Origin of the sequence: Marinomonas shanghaiensis, from assembly GCF_003259175.1 — a bacterium.
GTDB lineage: Bacteria > Pseudomonadota > Gammaproteobacteria > Pseudomonadales > Marinomonadaceae > Marinomonas > Marinomonas shanghaiensis.
The window spans coordinates 18,653-37,834 of sequence record NZ_QGOK01000015.1 but is presented as its reverse complement, the minus strand read 5'-3'; the positions used below and the strand labels follow the sequence as shown (position 1 = coordinate 37,834).

At 44.9% G+C, this 19,182-nt stretch carries 17 protein-coding genes; 15 read left to right on the top strand and 2 right to left on the bottom strand.

Going from position 1 to position 19,182, the window contains the following annotated elements:
* Positions 1 to 133 precede the first annotated feature (133 nt).
* Both DKT73_RS12780 and DKT73_RS12775 read left to right on the top strand, forming a co-directional pair.
* Complete coding sequence (locus DKT73_RS12780; RefSeq protein WP_111638945.1) at positions 134 to 976, top strand: DNA ligase; 843 nt, start codon at positions 134 to 136, stop codon at positions 974 to 976.
* Between the two features lie 17 nt (positions 977 to 993).
* Positions 994 to 1,686, top strand: a complete 693-nt coding sequence (locus tag DKT73_RS12775) for an alpha/beta fold hydrolase (protein WP_232827867.1) — start codon at positions 994 to 996, stop codon at positions 1,684 to 1,686.
* A 14-nt stretch (positions 1,687 to 1,700) separates the two neighbouring features.
* Here DKT73_RS12775 and DKT73_RS12770 read toward each other — a convergent pair whose 3' ends face one another.
* Together DKT73_RS12770 and xthA are read right to left on the bottom strand one after the other, a co-directional pair.
* Positions 1,701 to 2,015 carry an ArsR/SmtB family transcription factor gene (locus DKT73_RS12770; protein WP_232827866.1) on the bottom strand — a complete coding sequence of 105 codons (315 nt, stop codon included), beginning with the start codon at positions 2,013 to 2,015 and terminating at the stop codon, positions 1,701 to 1,703.
* Between the two features lie 177 nt (positions 2,016 to 2,192).
* Positions 2,193 to 3,008, bottom strand: a complete 816-nt coding sequence (gene xthA / locus DKT73_RS12765; protein WP_111638944.1) for an exodeoxyribonuclease III — start codon at positions 3,006 to 3,008, stop codon at positions 2,193 to 2,195.
* Positions 3,009 to 3,192: 184 nt separating this feature from the next.
* Between xthA and gorA the strand changes: the two genes are divergently transcribed.
* From gorA to DKT73_RS12700, 13 genes are all read left to right on the top strand, one after another.
* Positions 3,193 to 4,566 carry a glutathione-disulfide reductase gene (gene gorA, locus DKT73_RS12760; protein WP_111638943.1) on the top strand — a complete coding sequence of 458 codons (1,374 nt, stop codon included), beginning with the start codon at positions 3,193 to 3,195 and terminating at the stop codon, positions 4,564 to 4,566.
* A gap of 247 nt (positions 4,567 to 4,813) precedes the next feature.
* Positions 4,814 to 6,286, top strand: coding sequence for an aminoacyl-histidine dipeptidase (locus tag DKT73_RS12755; protein WP_111638942.1), 1,473 nt, complete (start codon positions 4,814 to 4,816; stop codon positions 6,284 to 6,286).
* A 232-nt stretch (positions 6,287 to 6,518) separates the two neighbouring features.
* Positions 6,519 to 6,773 carry a hypothetical protein gene (locus DKT73_RS12750; RefSeq protein WP_157959185.1) on the top strand — a complete coding sequence of 85 codons (255 nt, stop codon included), beginning with the start codon at positions 6,519 to 6,521 and terminating at the stop codon, positions 6,771 to 6,773.
* A gap of 484 nt (positions 6,774 to 7,257) precedes the next feature.
* Positions 7,258 to 8,109, top strand: coding sequence for a nucleoside 2-deoxyribosyltransferase (locus DKT73_RS20205; RefSeq protein ID WP_198666620.1), 852 nt, complete (start codon positions 7,258 to 7,260; stop codon positions 8,107 to 8,109).
* An 88-nt stretch (positions 8,110 to 8,197) separates the two neighbouring features.
* On the top strand, positions 8,198 to 8,602 hold the full coding sequence (locus tag DKT73_RS12740; RefSeq protein ID WP_111638940.1) for a hypothetical protein: 405 nt from the start codon (positions 8,198 to 8,200) through the stop codon (positions 8,600 to 8,602).
* Between the two features lie 112 nt (positions 8,603 to 8,714).
* Positions 8,715 to 9,455: a protein NO VEIN domain-containing protein gene (locus tag DKT73_RS12735; protein WP_111638939.1), complete on the top strand. Its 741-nt coding sequence runs from the start codon at positions 8,715 to 8,717 to the stop codon at positions 9,453 to 9,455.
* Positions 9,456 to 9,717: 262 nt separating this feature from the next.
* Complete coding sequence (locus DKT73_RS12730; RefSeq protein ID WP_111638938.1) at positions 9,718 to 10,599, top strand: 2Fe-2S iron-sulfur cluster-binding protein; 882 nt, start codon at positions 9,718 to 9,720, stop codon at positions 10,597 to 10,599.
* A gap of 53 nt (positions 10,600 to 10,652) precedes the next feature.
* Positions 10,653 to 11,930 (top strand): exonuclease subunit SbcD, encoded by a 1,278-nt coding sequence (sbcD, locus tag DKT73_RS12725; protein ID WP_111638937.1) that lies wholly within the window; start codon positions 10,653 to 10,655, stop codon positions 11,928 to 11,930.
* Positions 11,927 to 15,655, top strand: coding sequence for an AAA family ATPase (locus DKT73_RS12720; protein WP_111638936.1), 3,729 nt, complete (start codon positions 11,927 to 11,929; stop codon positions 15,653 to 15,655). The genes sbcD and DKT73_RS12720 overlap by 4 nt, the downstream gene beginning before the upstream one ends.
* A gap of 315 nt (positions 15,656 to 15,970) precedes the next feature.
* Complete coding sequence (gene minC / locus DKT73_RS12715; RefSeq protein ID WP_111638935.1) at positions 15,971 to 16,696, top strand: septum site-determining protein MinC; 726 nt, start codon at positions 15,971 to 15,973, stop codon at positions 16,694 to 16,696.
* A 61-nt stretch (positions 16,697 to 16,757) separates the two neighbouring features.
* Positions 16,758 to 17,567, top strand: coding sequence for a septum site-determining protein MinD (gene minD / locus DKT73_RS12710; RefSeq protein WP_111639028.1), 810 nt, complete (start codon positions 16,758 to 16,760; stop codon positions 17,565 to 17,567).
* 1 nt (position 17,568) lies between these two features.
* Entirely contained in the window at positions 17,569 to 17,826 is a 258-nt protein-coding gene (gene minE, locus DKT73_RS12705; RefSeq protein ID WP_111638934.1) for a cell division topological specificity factor MinE, read from the top strand.
* 166 nt (positions 17,827 to 17,992) lie between these two features.
* Positions 17,993 to 19,174, top strand: coding sequence for a cytochrome-c peroxidase (locus tag DKT73_RS12700; protein WP_111638933.1), 1,182 nt, complete (start codon positions 17,993 to 17,995; stop codon positions 19,172 to 19,174).
* Positions 19,175 to 19,182: the final 8 nt, after the last annotated feature.

The following is a 19,182-nucleotide window of genomic DNA, read 5'->3' as shown; positions in this document are numbered from 1 at the left end:
TAAGCTCAATAAAGCCTCTATTTTTCGCCAGATAGAGGCTTTTTTTGTGCCGGAACGTTTGCTTTTTGCTCGATAATTCTTTAGGTTGATAAAGCACTAAGGACAGTGTGTTTACTATCAAAGGAGTGAGATTATGTTTTTAAAACAATGCCTAGCCGCTTGCCTGTTATTTTTTTCTGCATTTGCGCTTTCTCAACAAGACGTGCAACTGGCGTCCCGATTTTCTGATGACGTTCACGTTGATGACTATTTAGTCAGCGAAAAATACGATGGCATTCGTGCTATTTGGACCGGGGATAAGCTCATTACCCGCCAAGGTAACCCTATCTATGCGCCCACTTGGTTTACTGATCCCTTACCGGATGTTTGGCTTGATGGCGAGCTTTGGTCTACACACAATGATTTTGCTTTTATTATGTCTACGGTACGAAAGAATGCGCCAGTTGACCATGAATGGCGCAAAATCCGTTACATGGTGTTTGATGCCCCAGACGAGGCAAAAGAAATGCCGTTTGAAAAACGTTATCAACGGTATAGTCTTATTGTTAATCGTCTAAATGTCTCTCATGTACGCCCAGTCGAACAATTTTCTGTAGAGAACAACCAAGCCTTGTCTCTGTTATTAGAGACCTATGTGAAAAACGGCGCAGAGGGTTTGATGTTGCATCGTAAATTGGCCACATTTGAAAACGGTCGTACGGATAACCTGTTAAAACTAAAGCCTTATATGGATGCGGAGGCTAAAGTGGTTGCGATTTTAAATGGCGCTGGAAAATACGATGGCATGATGGGATCAATATTGGTTGAAATGCCGTCTGGTATTCGCTTTAAAATAGGCAGTGGTTTTTCCGATGATGAAAGACGTCATCCGCCCCAGCCAGGGGAGTATGTCACCTATAAATACCATGGTTTTACAGAACGAGGCATTCCAAGGTTTGCCAGTTTTTTGCGGCTTCGAGAAGACATTGAGTTTTAATTTTTTATGAGGTGATTGTGCTAACAGACGTTTATTGTTTACCCGGTACTATGTGTGATCAGCGTCTTTGGGAAACCACTCAACAGGCGCTGGGCACTTCCTTGAGTCTGCGCCATGTTGCTATTCCGATGGAACATTCTATTGAATTAATCCTTGCAGAGCTCGCGAGTGTATTACCGGAAGACCCAATCAATCTACTGGGGTTTTCAATGGGCGGTTATTTGGCTTGTGCCTTTGCCTTGACCTACCCAGAACGTATTAATCGACTGATGGTGTTATCTAATACGGCAAGCGGTTTACTCGACTCAGAGCGTCAGCAGCGGGAAGTTGCCCTTAATTGGGTTGCAAAGCAAGGTTATAATGGCATACCACGGAAAAAGGCCATCGCGATGCTGAGTCCTTCAAACCAAGCGAAAACGGCGTTGCTGGAGTGTATTTTAGCCATGGACAAAACGCTGGGACAGGCCGTTTTTATTCAGCAATTAAAAAGCAGTTTAGATCGCCCTAACTTATTGCCTAAACTGGAAAAAACCAAGTTTCCACTTGGTTTTATAGTTGGCCGTGATGACGTGCTCTTATCGAATGATACGATTGAAGTGATGAAAACGTCTGATCAAATAACGCTTCAAGTTGTAGAGGCGTGTGGTCATATGGTGCCCTTGGAGCAGCCTGCGTTATTGGCAGATTCACTGAGAAATTTTTATCAATAAACAGCTCGCTCGGTTCAAGCTGTGGCGCAAAATAAGCCATGCAGGGTCTTGATGAGCTCTTTGACACGGTGATCGCCAATGCTGTAAAAGATGGTTTGGGATTCGCGGCGAGTATGCACCAGTCCATCTTTTCTGAGCACCGCTAAATGCTGAGAAAGAGCAGACTGACTCAAAGGGAGCTTTTCATTGAGAGCGGTCACTGACAACTCTTGATCTAATATGTGGCATAAAATCATCAGTCGATTTTCATTACTGAGCGCCTTTAAAAAAGTGGCTGCTTGCGTGGACTGTTGCAGCATATCTTCCATGGTCGGAGTTTCGTTTTTCATGATCTTTTCTCGTTTTTATACGGCAAATGGCACCTTGCGCTTTACGGTATTCATAAAACCATCCACATTGTCTGTGGATAAGACGGGGACTAGTGCTGTTGAGCGGCAGTGATTGGCAAGTAAGACGGTCATTATATGGCTTTGTACGATATTTGCACAATGACCGTCTTAGTGCTTTTACTTGTCTAAATTAAAGCGAGTCCATATGGGGGCATGATCAGAGGGCTTTTCCAGTGCGCGTAGATCATAGTCGACATCGGAGTCTTCTAAGTAAGGAAGCAAACCGTTCGACGCCATGATAACGTCGATTCTTAAACCACGCTTCGGTGTGTCTTCAAAGCCTTTTGAGCGATAGTCAAACCAGCTAAAACGATCATTTTTTGTGGGATTAAGTTGACGATAAGTGTCTGTTAACCCCCAATTTGCCAATGTCGTAAACCATTCTCTTTCTTCAGGTAAGAAGCTGCATTTGCCGGTTTTTAGCCAGCGTTTTGCATTAACGTCACCAATGCCAATGTCTAAATCCGTTGGGGAGATATTGATGTCGCCCATGACGATGATTTTTTCATCTGGAGAGTGCGCAGCAAGGTATTCCATAAGGTCTGCATAAAATTTACGTTTTGCCGGAAACTTAGTTTCATGGTCTCGACTTTCCCCTTGAGGGAAGTATCCATTTAGGACTTTAACGGGACCTTGTGGCGTGTCAAACGTGGCAATGATCATACGACGTTGAGCATCTTCTTCATCACCTGGAAAACCGTATTCCACTTTGGTGGCTTCTTGCTTACTAAAAATAGCCACGCCATAGTGGGATTTCTGTCCAAAATAATAAGCGTGATAGCCAATGGACGCAGGGATCTCGTGAGGGAAAGCGTCATCGTGGACTTTGATTTCTTGTAGGCCGATGACATCGGGTGCGTGTGATTGCACAAGAGCTTCTATTTGATGCGGTCGAGCGCGCAAGCCATTGATATTAAAAGAGACAAATTTCATGCAAAGGATTCCATAGCGAATTTTCTTAATGATACCTAGATGTTGTCAGTCCATAAAGTGCTTAACGTTTTAAAGACGGTACCTTTTCGTTATGACGCTAATAGTGTCATTCTTTTTAACATCTTTCGTTAGCCCTGTTACACTCTGCACCATATATCATGGAATCATTTTTTGGAGACGAATAATGTCTTATCAGTACGATTTATTTGTGATTGGCGCCGGTTCAGGTGGCGTTCGTGCTAGCCGTGTTGCGGCATCTAAAGGGTATAAAGTGGCGGTTGCCGAAGGCAGTGCGTTAGGTGGAACTTGTGTAAACATTGGTTGTGTGCCGAAAAAACTCTTTGTTTATGGCTCTGAATTTGGTCATGGTTTCGACGAGGCCGCTGGTTTTGGTTGGTCTCATCAAGGGGTTGAATTTAACTGGTCGGTGTTACGTGACAATAAAACCAAAGAAATTCAGCGTCTAAATGGTATCTACGGAAACTTACTCGGCAATGCGGGTGTTGAAGTGATTGCTGGCTATGCGAGCTTCGTGGATGCGCATACCGTGATGGTGGATGGAAAGACTTATACCGCTGAACGAATCTTAATTGCGGTAGGTGCTAAGCCTTTTATTCCAGAATTCAAAGGCAATGATTTGGTTGTGAGTTCCAACGACATGTTCTTCTTAGAAGAATTGCCTAAAAAAGCCTTGGTGGTTGGCGGCGGTTATATCGCAGTGGAATTTGCTGGCATTCTAAATGGCTTAGGTGTTGAAACCAGCCTTGCTTATCGTGGCGATCAGCTATTACGCGGTTTTGACCAAGATGTTCGATCTTTCGCCAGTGAAGAATACAAAAAATCTGGCATTGATGTGCGTTTGAATACCGATGTTGAGAGTATTGAGCTTACCGACCCAGCCGATCCCAAAGGGGCTCGTACTGTTCACTTTAAAGGTGGTCATGCTGAAGAGTTTGGTTTGATCCTTTACGCAACCGGACGTGTGCCCAATATTGCCTCGTTAGCGCTTGATAAAGCGGGCGTTAAAACAGGCAAAAATGGCGCCGTGATCATTGATAAGAACTTTACCACTTCAGCGAAAAGTGTTTTTGCGTTGGGTGATGTGACCGATCGTATCCAGCTCACCCCCGTGGCCATAAAAGAAGCCATGGCGCTTATTGCCTACTGGTTTGATGGCAAAGAAGTGAGCTTTGATTACGACAATATTCCAACGGCCGTCTTTAGCCAGCCCGCCATCGGCACTGTCGGTTTAACCGAGCAGGAAGCAGAAACACGTGGTTTAGATTTCCGTGTTTATCAAACGGATTTCCGTCCAATGAAACACACATTAAGTGGCAGTACATCACGCTCTTTGATGAAGCTATTGGTGAACAATGCTGACGATAAAGTGATTGGCGCACACATGGTGGGTGATTACGCCGGTGAGATTATTCAAGGCTTAGGCATTGCGATCAAAGCCGGTGCAACCAAAGCCGATTTCGACGATACGGTAGGGGTTCACCCAACCAGCGCAGAAGAGTTTGTGACTTTTTCCGCTGCGTCTTTAAAGAAGAAATAAGACGGACAAACAAGCTCGAGTAATGCGCTGAAAAAAGACGCCTTGATACGGTTTATCAGGGCGTCTTTTTTGTTTGTCTAATGTTTGTCCATCTAGCCTAGAATTTGGTTTCTTCTTCACGATCACATTGTACAGCGCATACGTTTTCTCTATCAGCATAGTCTTAATTTCGATTGCCTCAATGGCGGCACTTCATTAGTGTGGCTAGCATTCGCAACATGTTCTTAAAAAAATACACGAGACTAAAATGAACGAAGTACTAACAACGTTACAACCTGCTGCTATTTGGCGCCATTTCCAAACATTATGTAACACACCAAGACCGTCCTATCATGAAGCGGCACTAAGAGAACACCTCATTCAATGGGCGACCGAGCTAGGCCATGAAACCTATGTGGATCCCGTCGGTAACTTGTTAATCCGCAAAGCCGCGAGCAAAGGCATGGAAGACAGAGAAACCGTTGTCTTGCAAGGTCATTTAGACATAGTGGCACAGAAAAACGCCGACATTGACCACGACTTCACCAAAGACCCGATTATTACTCAAGTAATTGATGGCTGGGTTCACGCCACTGGAACCACGCTGGGTGCGGACAATGGCATAGGCGTGGCGGCGGCCATGGCTGTGTTGGAATCGACTGATCTAGCCCATGGGCCAATTGAAGCCTTGTTTACCATTGAAGAAGAAACCAGCCTTCGAGGTGCATTGCAGCTGGAAGAAGGCATTCTTAAAGGCAAGATCCTATTGAACTTAGATTCGGAAGATCGCGGGGATGTTTACATCGGCTGTGCGGGTGGCATGGACATCAACATCGCAAAACACTATTCCGTAATAGCGGCTGATAGCAACAAAAAAGCCTTTAAAATTACCGTTTCAGGTTTGCGTGGCGGACATTCCGGTTTGGATATTCACAAAGGCCGCGCCAGTGCCAATGTCTTGATGATTCGATTGTTAAACCTACTAAAAGAACGTTGTGATTTCGGCTTAAGCGCCTTTACTGGCGGCACACTTCGTAATGCGATTTCACGAGACGCTGTAGCGACAATAAACGTAAATGATCAAGACCAAACCAAGCTGTTTGCTTTTATCGAAGCGTTTGAAAAAACCACTAAAGCGGAATTTAGCGCCACGGAAACGAATCTCACGGTGACATTAGCCACCGCTGAATTGGATACAGAACTGGAGGCCAACGCCAAAGACGCTTTGTTAAACGCTATGTACTGCGCACCTCATGGTGTTCATCGCATGAGTGCAGACTTGGAAGGTGTGACAGAAACTTCCTGTAACTTTGGCGTGATGAACCTGCGTAATACGGCCGACGGCAAGAAAGCCTTTGATGCCTGTTTGTTAGTGCGATCGTTAGTAGACTCCGCGGTAGAGCACCTTGCTTACGTGGCAAAATCTGCCTTCTCATTGATCCAAGCCGACGTCAAATTAGAAAACGGCTACCCAGGCTGGCGCCCAGATCCAAATGCCGGTTTGCTCAAACACTTCCTAACGGTTCACACCGAGGTCATGGGCCACGAAGCCAATGTAAAAGTGATTCATGCTGGCCTAGAATGCGGCATCATCGGCGCAAAATACCCTGGCATGGAAATGGTCTCATTCGGCCCCAACATCCGCGGCGCCCATTCGCCAACCGAACGCATGGAAATCGATTCAGTAGGGGACTTCTGGCGACTACTTGTCGCTCTATTAGAATCTGTTCCAAAGGCCTAACTTTTTGCAGTCGCACACATAACTCGAACCGAGTGACATTCCCTTCGAAACTATCGCCTACCTCAGGTGAATGTCACTCTTATTCTCGTTAATCAGCATCGTTGCATCGAATGGACTTCTTTGTGGCTGCAAGGCCGTTGTCCCATATATCACCTTGGTATTCGCTTTTCTTGCGCCTGTATATATTGGTTGTTGTAGGTCGTGCTTTAGCGCGTCAAAGGATTTGTTTGGTGTGATGAGGTTATTGGCTGTTGTAGGTCGTGCTTTAGCGCGTCAAGGGATTTGTTTTGGTGTGATGAGGTTATTGGCTGTTGTAGGTCGTGCTTTAGCGCGTCAAGGGATTTTCTTTGGTGTGATGAGGTTATTGGCTGTTGTAGGTCGTGCTTTAGCGCGTCAAAGGTTTTGTTTTGGTGTGATGAGGTTATTGGCTGTTGTAGGTCGTGCTTTAGCGCGTCAAGGGATTTTCTTTGGTGTGATGAGGTTTTGAGGGCCTAAAAATTTTTGTAGGTTCAGCTTATATCTCACCTTGGCATTGCTTTGCTTGCGCCTGTTTCGCAGGCTCAACGCGTCAGCGCAAAACCAAACCAAGGTGATTGACACGCGTTAGTCCCGTTTATAGAGACTTTTGTAAGTCGCGACTTTAGGCCGATATTGAAATGATTTTCGAAGTGACTACTTGGGATTTTAGAGTATAAAAAAAGATCCGATCATAAGAACTGAGGGAATCGCTTGCCTCGCGGGTCAAATCGCGCTACAAAAGGATTAGTAAAGAACCAATACAGCGGCGATCAAAGACCATCTGAAGCGGCATCGTCCAAACAGATTTTGGTCTCTAGCGAGTTATATAACAGGGAAGTCCTACCATGAAAAAAGCAAATTCCCTATATAGAAACGCAGCCGTTCAACAGTAGGTTATACCTGCAGCTACGCTGCTGTATAACCCTTAATTGTTATGTGAAAAGGGAGACAGCTTGAGCACTGATAATATTTTTGCATTTGTCCTTATGCCATTTGATAAATCATTTGATGATATATATAAAATGGGCATCAAAGAAACTGCCGCTCAACTTGATATTGTTGCAGAGCGAGTTGACGAACAAATATTCCAAGAGGGAATCCTTGAACGCATCTATAGACAGATTGACGCCGCTGACATAATTGTTGCAGATATGTCAGGGCAAAATCCAAATGTGTTTTATGAGGTTGGATATGCGCACGCCAAAGAAAAAATATGCCTTCTCTTAACTAGCGACACAAGTGATATTCCTTTTGATTTAAGGCATCACCGGCATATTGTCTATGGGGATTCGATTTCGAATCTTAGAACTATGCTAACTGATGAGCTTTCGTGGGCAAAGAAACAAATTGAAAACGTAAAGGCTAGCCATATCAAGGTTAACTTAAAAAATCTTCACGGCGAGTTGGAAAAGACTAAGAGTTCTGCAAAAGGTAAAGTGGAATTCAAAATTGACCTACTCAATGATTCTGCCAAAACATCGGCAGAAATTGAAGCTATTTACTTTTATTCCACAAAAGGGTGGACGCTAGATCAAGATGGAAAAGAATGCCCGTCAACAGATTCAGATATTCCAGATTTTGGAAAGCGCCATTTTATTACTCCCCCGCTACGAAAGCTCCATAAGAATTCATGGGCGCAACTCAAGTTTTCAGGCAATAAGTACCTAGCATTTGCGCATAAAGGGGAAGAAATAAAAAGCGAGTATAGGGTTTCCGGTCGAGCAATATTGAGGTTGGTTACGTCAGAAGGCAACTTTGACTATGAGTTATCCCTTGATGTCGTGTGTGATGAGTTTCCATTCTAGCAAAATTCACATAACAATCGCGTCAATTAGGACGTTCGCAAGCTCGCGCCTCTGCTGTGAGCGTTACGTGGCAATGGAAATTTGAATCATGGATGAGATATCTAAATATCATGAATTAGCCAAGGACGCAGGAAATCGGCTTAGGGCTTACATTTTATCGGTTTCATCTGGTGCAACAGGCGTATTCTTCTTAGCGCTTACTAATAAAACAGATAAAAATCCTTTAGCTTGTTCTGAAAAGTGGCTGCTTTCAATAGCGTTGATAGCATTTGTTTTAACAGTAGTTTTATGCCTGTATGAACTTCGTATGGATGCAAAGCGTTTCTTCTCGTTGGCTAAAGAGTTAAGCAAGCCTGAAACAGAGCGAAATTGGGATGCAAATGAAGGCTTTAAGTCAAAACGCTACTGGCTTATTCACTCATCCTACGTAACCCTAGGTGTGGCAATTCTCTCTACCAGTGCTTACCTCGTTTTAAACATCGTAGGCACATAACAAACCAAGTAAGCGGGACAATAACACGTGCTGTCACTTCGTTCCGTAATTTAGTCCACGTATTATTGGCCCTTCTTGGGGCGTTATATTTGCTCATATATATGGAAATCAAATGACCATTTTAACTACTCCTGACCTGGCTGAAAGATTGGCTGGCGGAGACTCTTATATTCGAACCAAGAACAATGTTGTGAAAGGTTTAGCCATTACAACTGAGCTAAATCCCGAAGCGCCTGAAGTTATTGTTGTGGGCAATGGTGTACGTATTAAAGAAAATGCTAGGTTGTTTTTGGAGCAACAGGAATATGTACCTGTTTATCTAAAACAGGCTGTGAATGCTTGGAAGTTGCTAGGTAAATATAAGGCTGATAAATATTCGCAAGATCCAAAAATCATCGAAAGACATCGCCAGCACCGTCCCGCTGAAAAAGTTGACGGAATACTGTTTCTCTCGGCAGAGGAAAGTTATGATATTGAGGTAACTTCCCCGAGCTTTCCCGATCTCCAGAAACGTAAAAAGGTCGAGCTTGCGGCCATTGATTATGTTGTAACCCACTATGAGTGTCAGGGCTACTCTGTTTCAGATCGTCAGAGTGATAATTGTGGTTATGACTTGTTTGCCAAAATGGGTAAGGTAGTTCTAAAAATCGAAGTTAAAGGTACATCACTTGATGAACAACGCTTTTTCCTTTCCAGAAATGAGCGCGCTATGTCAGTTGATCCGCTATGGCGTTTAGCTATTGTTTCGAATGCTTTAGATAATCCAGAGTTATCCATATATAACACTGAAGAAATGGAAAAAATTTTCAACTTCGAACCTTTATGTTGGGAATGTAGAATTCCGCAAACATAACACAATGCGCTCAAGCAAGGACGCAGCAAAGCAGCGTCACTTAGTTTGCGTTAGGTTAGGAGAGGCCATCATGGCACTTTTAAAATTGGTGCAACGTCATCCGGAAACTTTGTCACGTATTGCTGAGTTATAGCAAAATTCCTAATTTATCCTGATACCCAAGGCAATGCTTTTCACCAAGCATTGCCTTTTCTTTTTTAGGATTGGTGCAAGGTCTGTGGGTGAGATTATGGCATAATAGCCAGATCAAAGATGAGGTTGGATGATGGATTCACAGGCGCTGACGATAGAGTTGGATGATGAGCAGTTTGAGGCGGTGTTAGGCGAAAATTTGCTGACGTCTTTGCTGAATCAGGGGGCGAATGTTCGTTACGGTTGTCGCGCTGGGGCTTGTGGTGCGTGTCGTCTTTATGATGCGAGCCATTGCGAGTCGATTCTTTCCTGTCAAACTACGGTGACGTCGTCTATGTCACTGACTCGGCAAGTACTGGCTGAGTTTTCTGTTTTTTCTGTATTAAGCAATGTTCCCCTTAATGATCATTCTATCGAGCTTGTCTTATTAGGGCCGAGTGATGAATCCTTCGGTGACCGTGTTTCGGTGGCTTTTCTGTGTAAAGCCTTGTCTAAAGAACGGCCCAAAACGTCGCTGGGTGAGCGAGCTCATTTTTACGAGTGTATGGCGCTAAACCCTGTTGGAGCGCCTTTGAAAATTGTGCTTCAGAAAGACCACCTTTCCGATGAGGATTGGTGGCGAGCCTTGGCGCTTTCAGCGGAGGATCCGATGGCGGTTCAGTTATTGGCTGGGAGTAGGAAGGGGCGTTTGTTGTTTGAAATGGACATTGCCGATGCACCGGTTGTGGTGATTGCTTCTCCTGACAATGCGATGTTTGAGCCTTACTGGCGTGACGCCTTGTTGGATTATACGCCAAGCTTTCTTGGGCATTTTAGTCTGTTTGCGAATCAGGATCTGGCACTGAGTTTGGCGGACGATGCGCTTATCTCTTTTCTTAACGACGCGTTGGCGAATGCCGGCGGTGCTTCGTTACGACTTATTTACCATGGTCAAAAGGTGTCTGCAAAAGAGTGGGCGATCTTGTTACGCTCTTTGCGGATTCATCCGAATCAGTTGTATTTTGTTCGGTAGTTTGGCCTTTTTGGTTTTTTACTTTTATGTTTTTTTATGGCTTGGATTTATAAATGAAAATTCTGCACACCTCAGATTGGCACCTTGGTCAGCATTTTATGGGGAAATCTCGACGCGATGAGCACAAAGCCTTTATCGATTGGCTGTTGGCGCTGGTGGACAAAGAATCCATTGATGCGGTGATTATCGCGGGCGATGTGTTTGATACTGGGTCACCGCCAAGTTATGCGCGGGAAATGTATCATCAGTTGGTGTTGGACATGAAGGCGCGTCAATGTCAGTTGGTGATCGTCGCGGGCAATCACGATTCGGTCAGTATGCTAAACGAATCTAAGAGTTTGCTGGCGTATCTGGATACTCAAGTAGCGAGTCAGGCGAATCTTGAGGAGATCGATTCCCATGTGATTGCGCTTAAAAACAAAGAAGGCGATGTGGCTGCTTGGGTGTGTGCGGTACCGTATTTACGCCCAAAAGATGTGATGCACAGCGTGGCAGGACAATCTGAGCAGGAGAAGAAACTTGGCTTGTTGCAGATGATTGGGGATTTCTACCAACGTGTATATGACGCCGCTTGTGAGAAAAATAAAAGCTTAAAAACACCTGTGCCAATTATTGGAACTGGGCATCTGACGGCGGTAGGCGGTCAGGTGAGTGAATCGGTGCGTGATCTTTATGTAGGTACTTTGGAGGCTTTACCGACGTCGGTGTTTCCTGCGTTTGATTATCTCGCCCTTGGGCACATTCATCGTGCTCAACCGATCAGTAAAAATGGACGATTCCGCTACAGCGGTTCACCTATTCCGTTAAGCTTTGATGAGCTGGGTCGTGACAAAACCGTGGTGATAGTGGATACCGATTTGTTAGCAGAAGATGCTTTCGTTGACGATTTGTTTGCCGAGCCAGCGGACCCTTTGCAATTAGTGTCGATTCCAAATTTTCAGCCTATGGCGAGTTTGAAAGGCAATTTAAAAGAGGTGATCAAACAGATCGCCGCTTTGGAATTGGCTGCAGACAAAACCCTTTGGTTGGAAGTCACTGTGATCGCTGATGAGTATTTGAGCGATGTGCATAAGCGTGTGTTAGAGGCCATTGATGACAAGCCCATAGAGTTACTTCGAGTGATGCGCCGCAGTACGGTAGAGAAAAAGAACGAAGGCTTTGAGGCACGTAAAACCTTGTCAGAATTAACCGTGGGCGATGTGTTTGAACAGAGTCTTAAATCGAATTTAGAGCTGGACGAAGACGAGTCTATAATCCTGACCGAGCTTTTCAATGCGTGTTTGGTGGAGTTGGAAGAGCACCAGCAAGACGGTGGGGAGAAGCCATTATGAAAATTTGCAAACTGCGCTTAAAGAATCTGAACTCCTTGAAAGGCGAATGGGAAATTGATTTTACCAAGACACCCTTTGATGACGCTGGCGTATTCGCCATTGTTGGGCCAACGGGAGCGGGTAAGTCCACCTTGTTGGATGCCATCTGTTTGGCTTTGTATCATGAAACACCACGTTTAAAAGTATCACCAAGCCAGAATGATGTGATGACGCGTCATACGGCGGAGTGTTTGGCGGAAGTGGAGTTTGAAATCAAGGGAAAAGGCTATCGAGCTTTCTGGGGGCAACGACGTGCCCGTGGTCAAAGTGATGGCAAGTTGCAGCCGATGACCTGTGAGCTGTGCGAACGCGACGGTACCATTATTACCACTAAGATTAACGAAAAAATCGATAAGATTGCCGAAATCACCGGGTTGGATTTTTCGCGTTTTACCAAGTCTATGTTGCTGGCCCAAGGCGGTTTTTCGGCCTTTTTGAACGCGTCGCCCAATGACAGAGCGGAGTTATTAGAAGAGTTAACTGGCACAGAAATTTATGGCGATGTGTCTAAGTGGGTGTTTGATAAACACAAGCAGGAAAAACAGGCTATTGCTGCCTTAGAAAGTGTTAGTGAGCAAGCTCAATTAATGGCGGACGACGCTTTTGTTGAATTAAAGCAGACTGAGTCGAGTTTTGCGTCTAAAGAGCAAACCAATGCACAAGCGCTCAAAGCTCATCAGAGTATTCTTGAATGGCGTCGAACGGAGCAAAAGTTGCAACAACAAGTGGCTCAATATCAGCAGCAACTTGACGAAGCGAATCAGGCTCTGACGGATTTCGCGCCTCAACAGCAGCAACTTGAGCAAGCATTGACTGCGCAAGTCCTGCAAGCGGATTATGAAAAGCAGCAAGGCTTAAAAGCTCGCTTGGAGCAGAATCAGGCGGATGTTAGCCAATATACTGAAACGCAAGAAGCGCAACTCAAGCAAAGCCAGATCTTGAATGAATCCGTTGAACAGGCAAAAGAAACATTAGCCAATGCTCGTGCCGAATGGCAAGCGTTGAATAATAAGATCAATGATGACATTCAGCCGGTTTTATCTCGTCAAGAAAGTGTGAAAGCACAGCATCAGGATGTGTCTGCTCGCTTAAAACACGCGTCCGAAAAGGTCGACAATCAGCAGGCGCAATTAAACAGCATAAAGGTCAAACAGACCGAAATTCATCAAGCGTGTGACGATAGCAAAGCGATTTTGAATCGTTGGCCGTCACCAGAAAAAATTGAAAGTGAATTGTCTAGTTGGCAGCATCAAGCGCAAAGCATGACGGCGAATGCTCACGCCATCAGCGAGCTTGAGACGAATATTGCGCAAACGACACAAGGCTATGAGGACGCTCGCTCTGTTTATGAAAATAATCGGGCTACGTTAGAACAGGAGCAAGCTAGCATAGTCGAACGTCAGCAAATGCTGCAGAGTGCTACAGATGCTTTTATGCAGATGTCAGCACACCGTGACTATGCGGATTGGCAGAAAAGTTATCATCAGGCTGAACGTGCTCAGTATAATGCGCAGTCTCTTTGGAAGCAGTTTCACCAATACCAAGATCAGCACTCGCAATTGGCCGAGCTGGACGCGAATTTGAAGGCGATGGCAAGCCGCATTGAGCAACAGCAAAGCCAGTTGGAACAACAAAGGCAAACCTACAAAGACAAGTTGCGTCATCAAAAATCGGTTGAGAGACTTGCTGAGGCAGAGCGTCATATTGTGACATTAACACAATTGCGCAATGAGTTGGGTGAGCAGGATGCTTGTCCCTTGTGTGGTTCAGCGGAGCACAATCTTGCTCATGCTTTGTATCAAGCGGATTCTGGCAGCCAAGAAGAATTTGCTCGTTTAGCTAAGGAGCTGGACAGTCTTAAAGGCCAAGGAATGCAGCTGGCAGCAGACTTGGAAGCCATGCAGCGAGAATTAACAGCGGGTCAAACTCGACGGGAGCCTTTAGTCAATGGTTTGCTGGCGACAGAGAAGGATCTGCAAGCATGGTTGGCGTCGCTTACTGAGTATGCCAATAGCCAAGATATTGTGGTTAGCTTGTCTGATAAAGAGTCGATCTTGGCATTGGTTCAGCTGGTTGGCCAGGATTGGCACGTTCAGCAAGGTAATGCATCTCAGATTGAAACATTACATCAGTCTCGTTTAGCCCTAGAGACTGAGTTACAAAACATGAATGCCCGCTATCAAGTAACACTACAGCAGGTAGCGAAAGAGGATTCTCACTGTCAATTGTTGTGGCAAACCTTAGCTTCACAGCAACAAAGTCTCGTTAGCAAGAAAGATGAGCAAGAACAAATTGTTGGGCATTTGCGCAATGCTATGCAGCAAGCGGGGGTGCCAGACCGTTATTTTGAATTGTCATTGCTTGAAGCCTTGGCGCAGTTGCAAGAAGCGATGCAGCAATGGCGCGACAGTAAAGCGGGTTACGAGGCGCTTTTGCAGCAACGCGAACAGCTTAGCTATGAAGCAAAAAGCCTAGAAAGTGCTTTAGAAGAGAGCTTGCAATTACGTGACGATGTTCAAAAGAAAGTCGCTGAGCTTGAGGCTAGCTTGGCGGATATCGCCCAGCAGTTGCATGAGTTGCTAGGCGATAAGAGCATTGGTGAGCTTCGCCAAGCCGCACAGTTACTGGTTGATCATGCTCAGCAAACCCTTGAAAAGGTCGAAGCGGAGCGACAACACACTGCGCAAGCTTTGGCGTCTAGCAAAGCGACGTTAGAAACACTTAATAAGTCCCGTTTAACGCTTGAAAAAGACTATGACGCGGCGCTGGCTCATTGGCAAACGTCGCTTTCTGAAAAAGGCTTTGAGAGCGAAGCGATTTGGTTACAGGCGAGTTTGTCAAAAGACGAGATCGATCAGCGTCAAACCACGCTCAAGGGGCTTCAGGAAGCGTTTTCTCGATTGCAGACACTGTTTCATCAGTCTGAAGAGTCCTTGTTTAAGCACAACGACAGCAAATCTGAGCTGAGTGAATTGGTTGGTGCGGAGTTTGAGGGGCTCTCTTTAGAGACCTTAGAAGCGAATTATGCTGAGCTGGATGCGGAGCGCCAAGCATTGCATCGCCAATGGGGTGTGGTTTCTCAGCAGATTCAAGAGGAAATTCAGCGTAGGGAACAGGTGGCGAAATCTAAGGAAGCGTTAGCGGTTCGTCGAGAGGCTTTTGTGCATTTAGAGCGTTTGAATCATTTGATTGGTTCGGCAGATGGCGCAAAGTTCCGTCGTTTTGCGCAAAGTCTTACCTTGGATCATCTGGTGTATTTGGCCAATCAGCATTTGGATATTTTACATCGTCGTTATCAGTTGATGCGCAACGAGGAGGCATTGTCTTTGTTGGTTGTCGATACGTGGCAAGCCAATGCGGCACGTGACACGAAAACCTTGTCTGGTGGTGAATCTTTCTTGGTAAGTCTTGCCTTGGCGTTGGCCTTGTCTGATTTGGTGTCCCATAAAACCAGTATTGATTCTTTATTTTTGGACGAGGGTTTTGGTACTTTGGATAGCGAGACGTTAGAGTCAGCTCTGGATGCTTTGGATAATTTGCATTCCAGTGGCAAAACCATTGGTATTATCAGTCATATCAATGCCCTAAAAGAGCGTATTCCGGTACAGATTAAGTTAACCAAGCAAAGTGGTCTAGGTGTCAGCCGCCTTGCGCCTGAATTTGCGGTTCATTCGTCAGAAGAGTGAGATGAGAGTGGGCTGATGTGTTGGACGTTCATGGTGCAAAAGTTTTCCCCAGATTAATGGGAACAAGTATGTAAGTAAGTTGTAAAATATTAATTAAATCAAACGCTTAATCTTTCGTTCATTATTGCGCATTTTGCGTTATTCTTGGCACTGTAAGAGAGCAAATAATATGTACTAAGAATGTAAATAGTGTGTCTTGGTGGCTTTCTTTAATCAGGCAGCTTGATAGAATAGATTTTCAATGCTGATAGTGAACATTCAGTACGGTTTGGCAGTATTTGGGGCCATTTAAGGTATTAAAAAAGGACAGTTTGCATGACAGACTCAGGCTTCCGACTTAAAGGGAGTGTCGTTACGACGATTTTGCTGGAGATTCAGACTTTTTCATTAGATGACATTGTGTTTCATTTAAAAGAAAAGATTGATCAGGTTCCGCATTTTTTTAATCAAGCGCCGATCATTATTGATATTTCAAAAATGAAGCGCGGCATTACGATAGACGAATTTGAACTCTTGATTCAGTCGGTCAGTGCACTCGGTCTTGGTGTTATAGGCTGGCGTTGTGATCCAGAGGCGTTGCCAGTATGGAAGGCTTCTGTGACTATCCCGCTTTTGCCTGCAAGTAAAGCGAGATCGATTAATACGTCACCGGTGGACAAAGAAAACGCAAGTCCAGATGTGGTGGTGAAAACGGTGGTTGAAGAGCGTTTAGTGCCTCAAGCAACAAAAGTGATTACCAAGCCGATTCGTTCTGGTCAGCAAGTTTATGCCGAAGGAGACTTGATTATTTTGAATCAGGTGAGTGCGGGGGCAGAAGTCCTAGCCGATGGCAATATTCATGTTTATGGTGCCCTGCGAGGCCGAGCTTTGGCGGGTGTTAAGGGTGATGTAGACGCAAGAATTTTTTGTAGAAGCATGGAAGCGGAGTTGGTTTCTATTGCGGGTAATTTTATGTTGAGCGATGCGCTGCGAAATATCGTTTGGAAAGACAGCGCGCAAGTGTTATTAGTTGACGATAGCTTAGAAATCGTACCGCTTTAAGATTTACTATTCATTTAATTAGTTAGATAAGCCTCTTTTGGGTTTGTCGGGGGATAAGGCATTGGCAAAAATTATAGTAGTCACCTCAGGCAAGGGTGGCGTCGGCAAGACGACATCCAGTGCTGCTATTGGGACTGGTATTGCGTTAAAAGGGCATAAAACGGTTATCATTGATTTTGATGTGGGCTTGCGTAATTTAGATTTGATTATGGGCTGCGAGCGTCGAGTTGTTTATGACTTTGTTAATGTCATCAACAAAGAAGCAACATTGTCTCAGGCGTTGATTAAAGATAAACGTACTAAAGATTTGTTTATTTTGCCAGCGTCTCAGACTCGTGACAAAGATGCGTTGACTGTTGAAGGTGTTCAAGGCGTTCTTGAAGAGCTAGCAAAAGAGTTTGAGTATATCATTTGTGATTCCCCAGCAGGAATTGAGAAGGGTGCTCAAATGGCTTTGTATTTTGCCGATGCTGCCATTGTGGTCACCAATCCTGAGGTTTCCTCTGTACGTGACTCAGATCGTATCTTGGGGATTCTGCAGAGTAAATCAAAGCGCGCAGAGGAAGGAAGAGAGCCGATAGAGGAGCACCTTCTTTTGACTCGCTATCATCCAGGGCGCGTTGCTTTGGGGGAGATGTTAAGCGTATCGGACGTTGAAGACATTTTAGCGATTCCATTACTTGGGGTCATTCCAGAATCCGAGGCGGTTTTAAAGGCATCAAACCAAGGAACGCCTGTTATTTTGGATACCGAATCCGAGGCGGGTCTTGCTTACATGGATGCGGTTGATCGCTTGATGGGTGAAGAGCGCCCGTTGCGCTTCTTAGAGGTCCAGAAAAAGGGCTTCATCAAACGATTATTAGGGGGTTAGAGTGGGAATTTTTGACTATTTTAAAAGTAAAAGTGCGCCTAGCTCCGCGTCTGTTGCTAAAGATAGACTGCAGATTATTGTGGCTCATGAGCGTAGTAAACGCCATCAGCCGGATTATTTGCCGCAGATGCAACAGGAAATCATTGATGTGATTCGTAAGTATGTGAATATCGGTAATGAAGATGTGCAGATACAGCTCGATAATACAGATGATTGTTCTGTGTTGGAGTTGAATGTGACTTTGCCTGAGCAAAATTAGTCTTAGCTTACGGGTCGCTATTAAAAGCACTTAACAAGATCTTGATATAGGTCGTGTTAGGTGCTTTTTTATGTAAAATGAATTAAGAATCATTGTCATTGTTTTACTGATATTTTGCGTCGGTGTATTATCTAGGTTATTCGTTTTCCTACTTGAGCAAAATTTAATGCTGCGTTCTTGTCTTAGTGTGATAGCTGTTGTGGTGTGCCTTTCTGCTTGTAGTGAGCCTAAACAAGTGGTGAATGTGTCTAAAGTTGGGCAATCTTCTGATGAACTTCCTGTTTCTCTTTCAGATCCGAAAGCACTGCTTGGTTCGCAGTTGTTCTTTGACACAAATTTGTCAAAAAACCGTAATCAGTCTTGTGGCACGTGTCATGACATTGCCAATGCATTTGTTGATAAAAGACAGGATGCCTTGTTTGGTGCTGTTTCGTTGGGAAGTGATGGGCATTCAATAGGCGGGCGAAATACGCCAACCGCCGGTTACGCGGCTTTTGCCCCTGCTTTTTATCGCCTGCCTAATGGTGAATATCGTGGCGGGCAATTTTTGGATGGTCGAGCCTCTGGCTTGGCTCAACAAGCCGAAGGGCCTTTTGTGAATCCCTTAGAAATGGCGCTTCCCGATGGTGCCTCTGTTGTTGCGCGCGTAAAAGAGAACGCGCGTTACGTCGACTTGTTTAATACGCTTTATGGTCAAGGTATTTTAGACGATGCCGAACAAGGCTACGTAGCCATTACGAACGCCATCGCTACGTTTGAGAAAACGTCTTTGTTTATGCCATTTGATTCAAAATATGATCGTGCTTTACGTGGCGAAGAGAAATTGACGCCGCAAGAGGAGTTAGGGAAAACGCTGTTTTTCTCTCAGCAGTTTACAAATTGTAATGCTTGCCATCAGTTGAGTACGTCACCGCTTAATGCGCAAGAAACCTTTAGTAATTATGAGTATCGCAATATTGGTGTCCCGGCCAACCCAGATTTGATGGCTCATAATGGTAATAAGAAAGATCTTGGTTTATTGGATAATCCGTCCATAGATGACCCTAAGCAAGCGGGTAAGTTCAAAGTGCCGTCTTTACGTAACGTTGCTGTAACGGGGCCTTATATGCATAACGGTGTGTTTAAAGACCTCCGTACTGTGGTGCTTTTTTACGATAAGTATAACAACCCAAAGCGTACTGTGAATCCGGAGACGGGGGAGCCTTGGGCGGAACCTGAGGTGGCTGAAAATATTGATTTGGTCAATCTCGAAAAAGGTCCGGCATTACCTGATCAGCGTGTGGATGCCATTGTTGCGTTTCTAAAAACGCTAACGGATAAGCGCTATGAGCCATTGCTTAATCATTGAGCATAAGG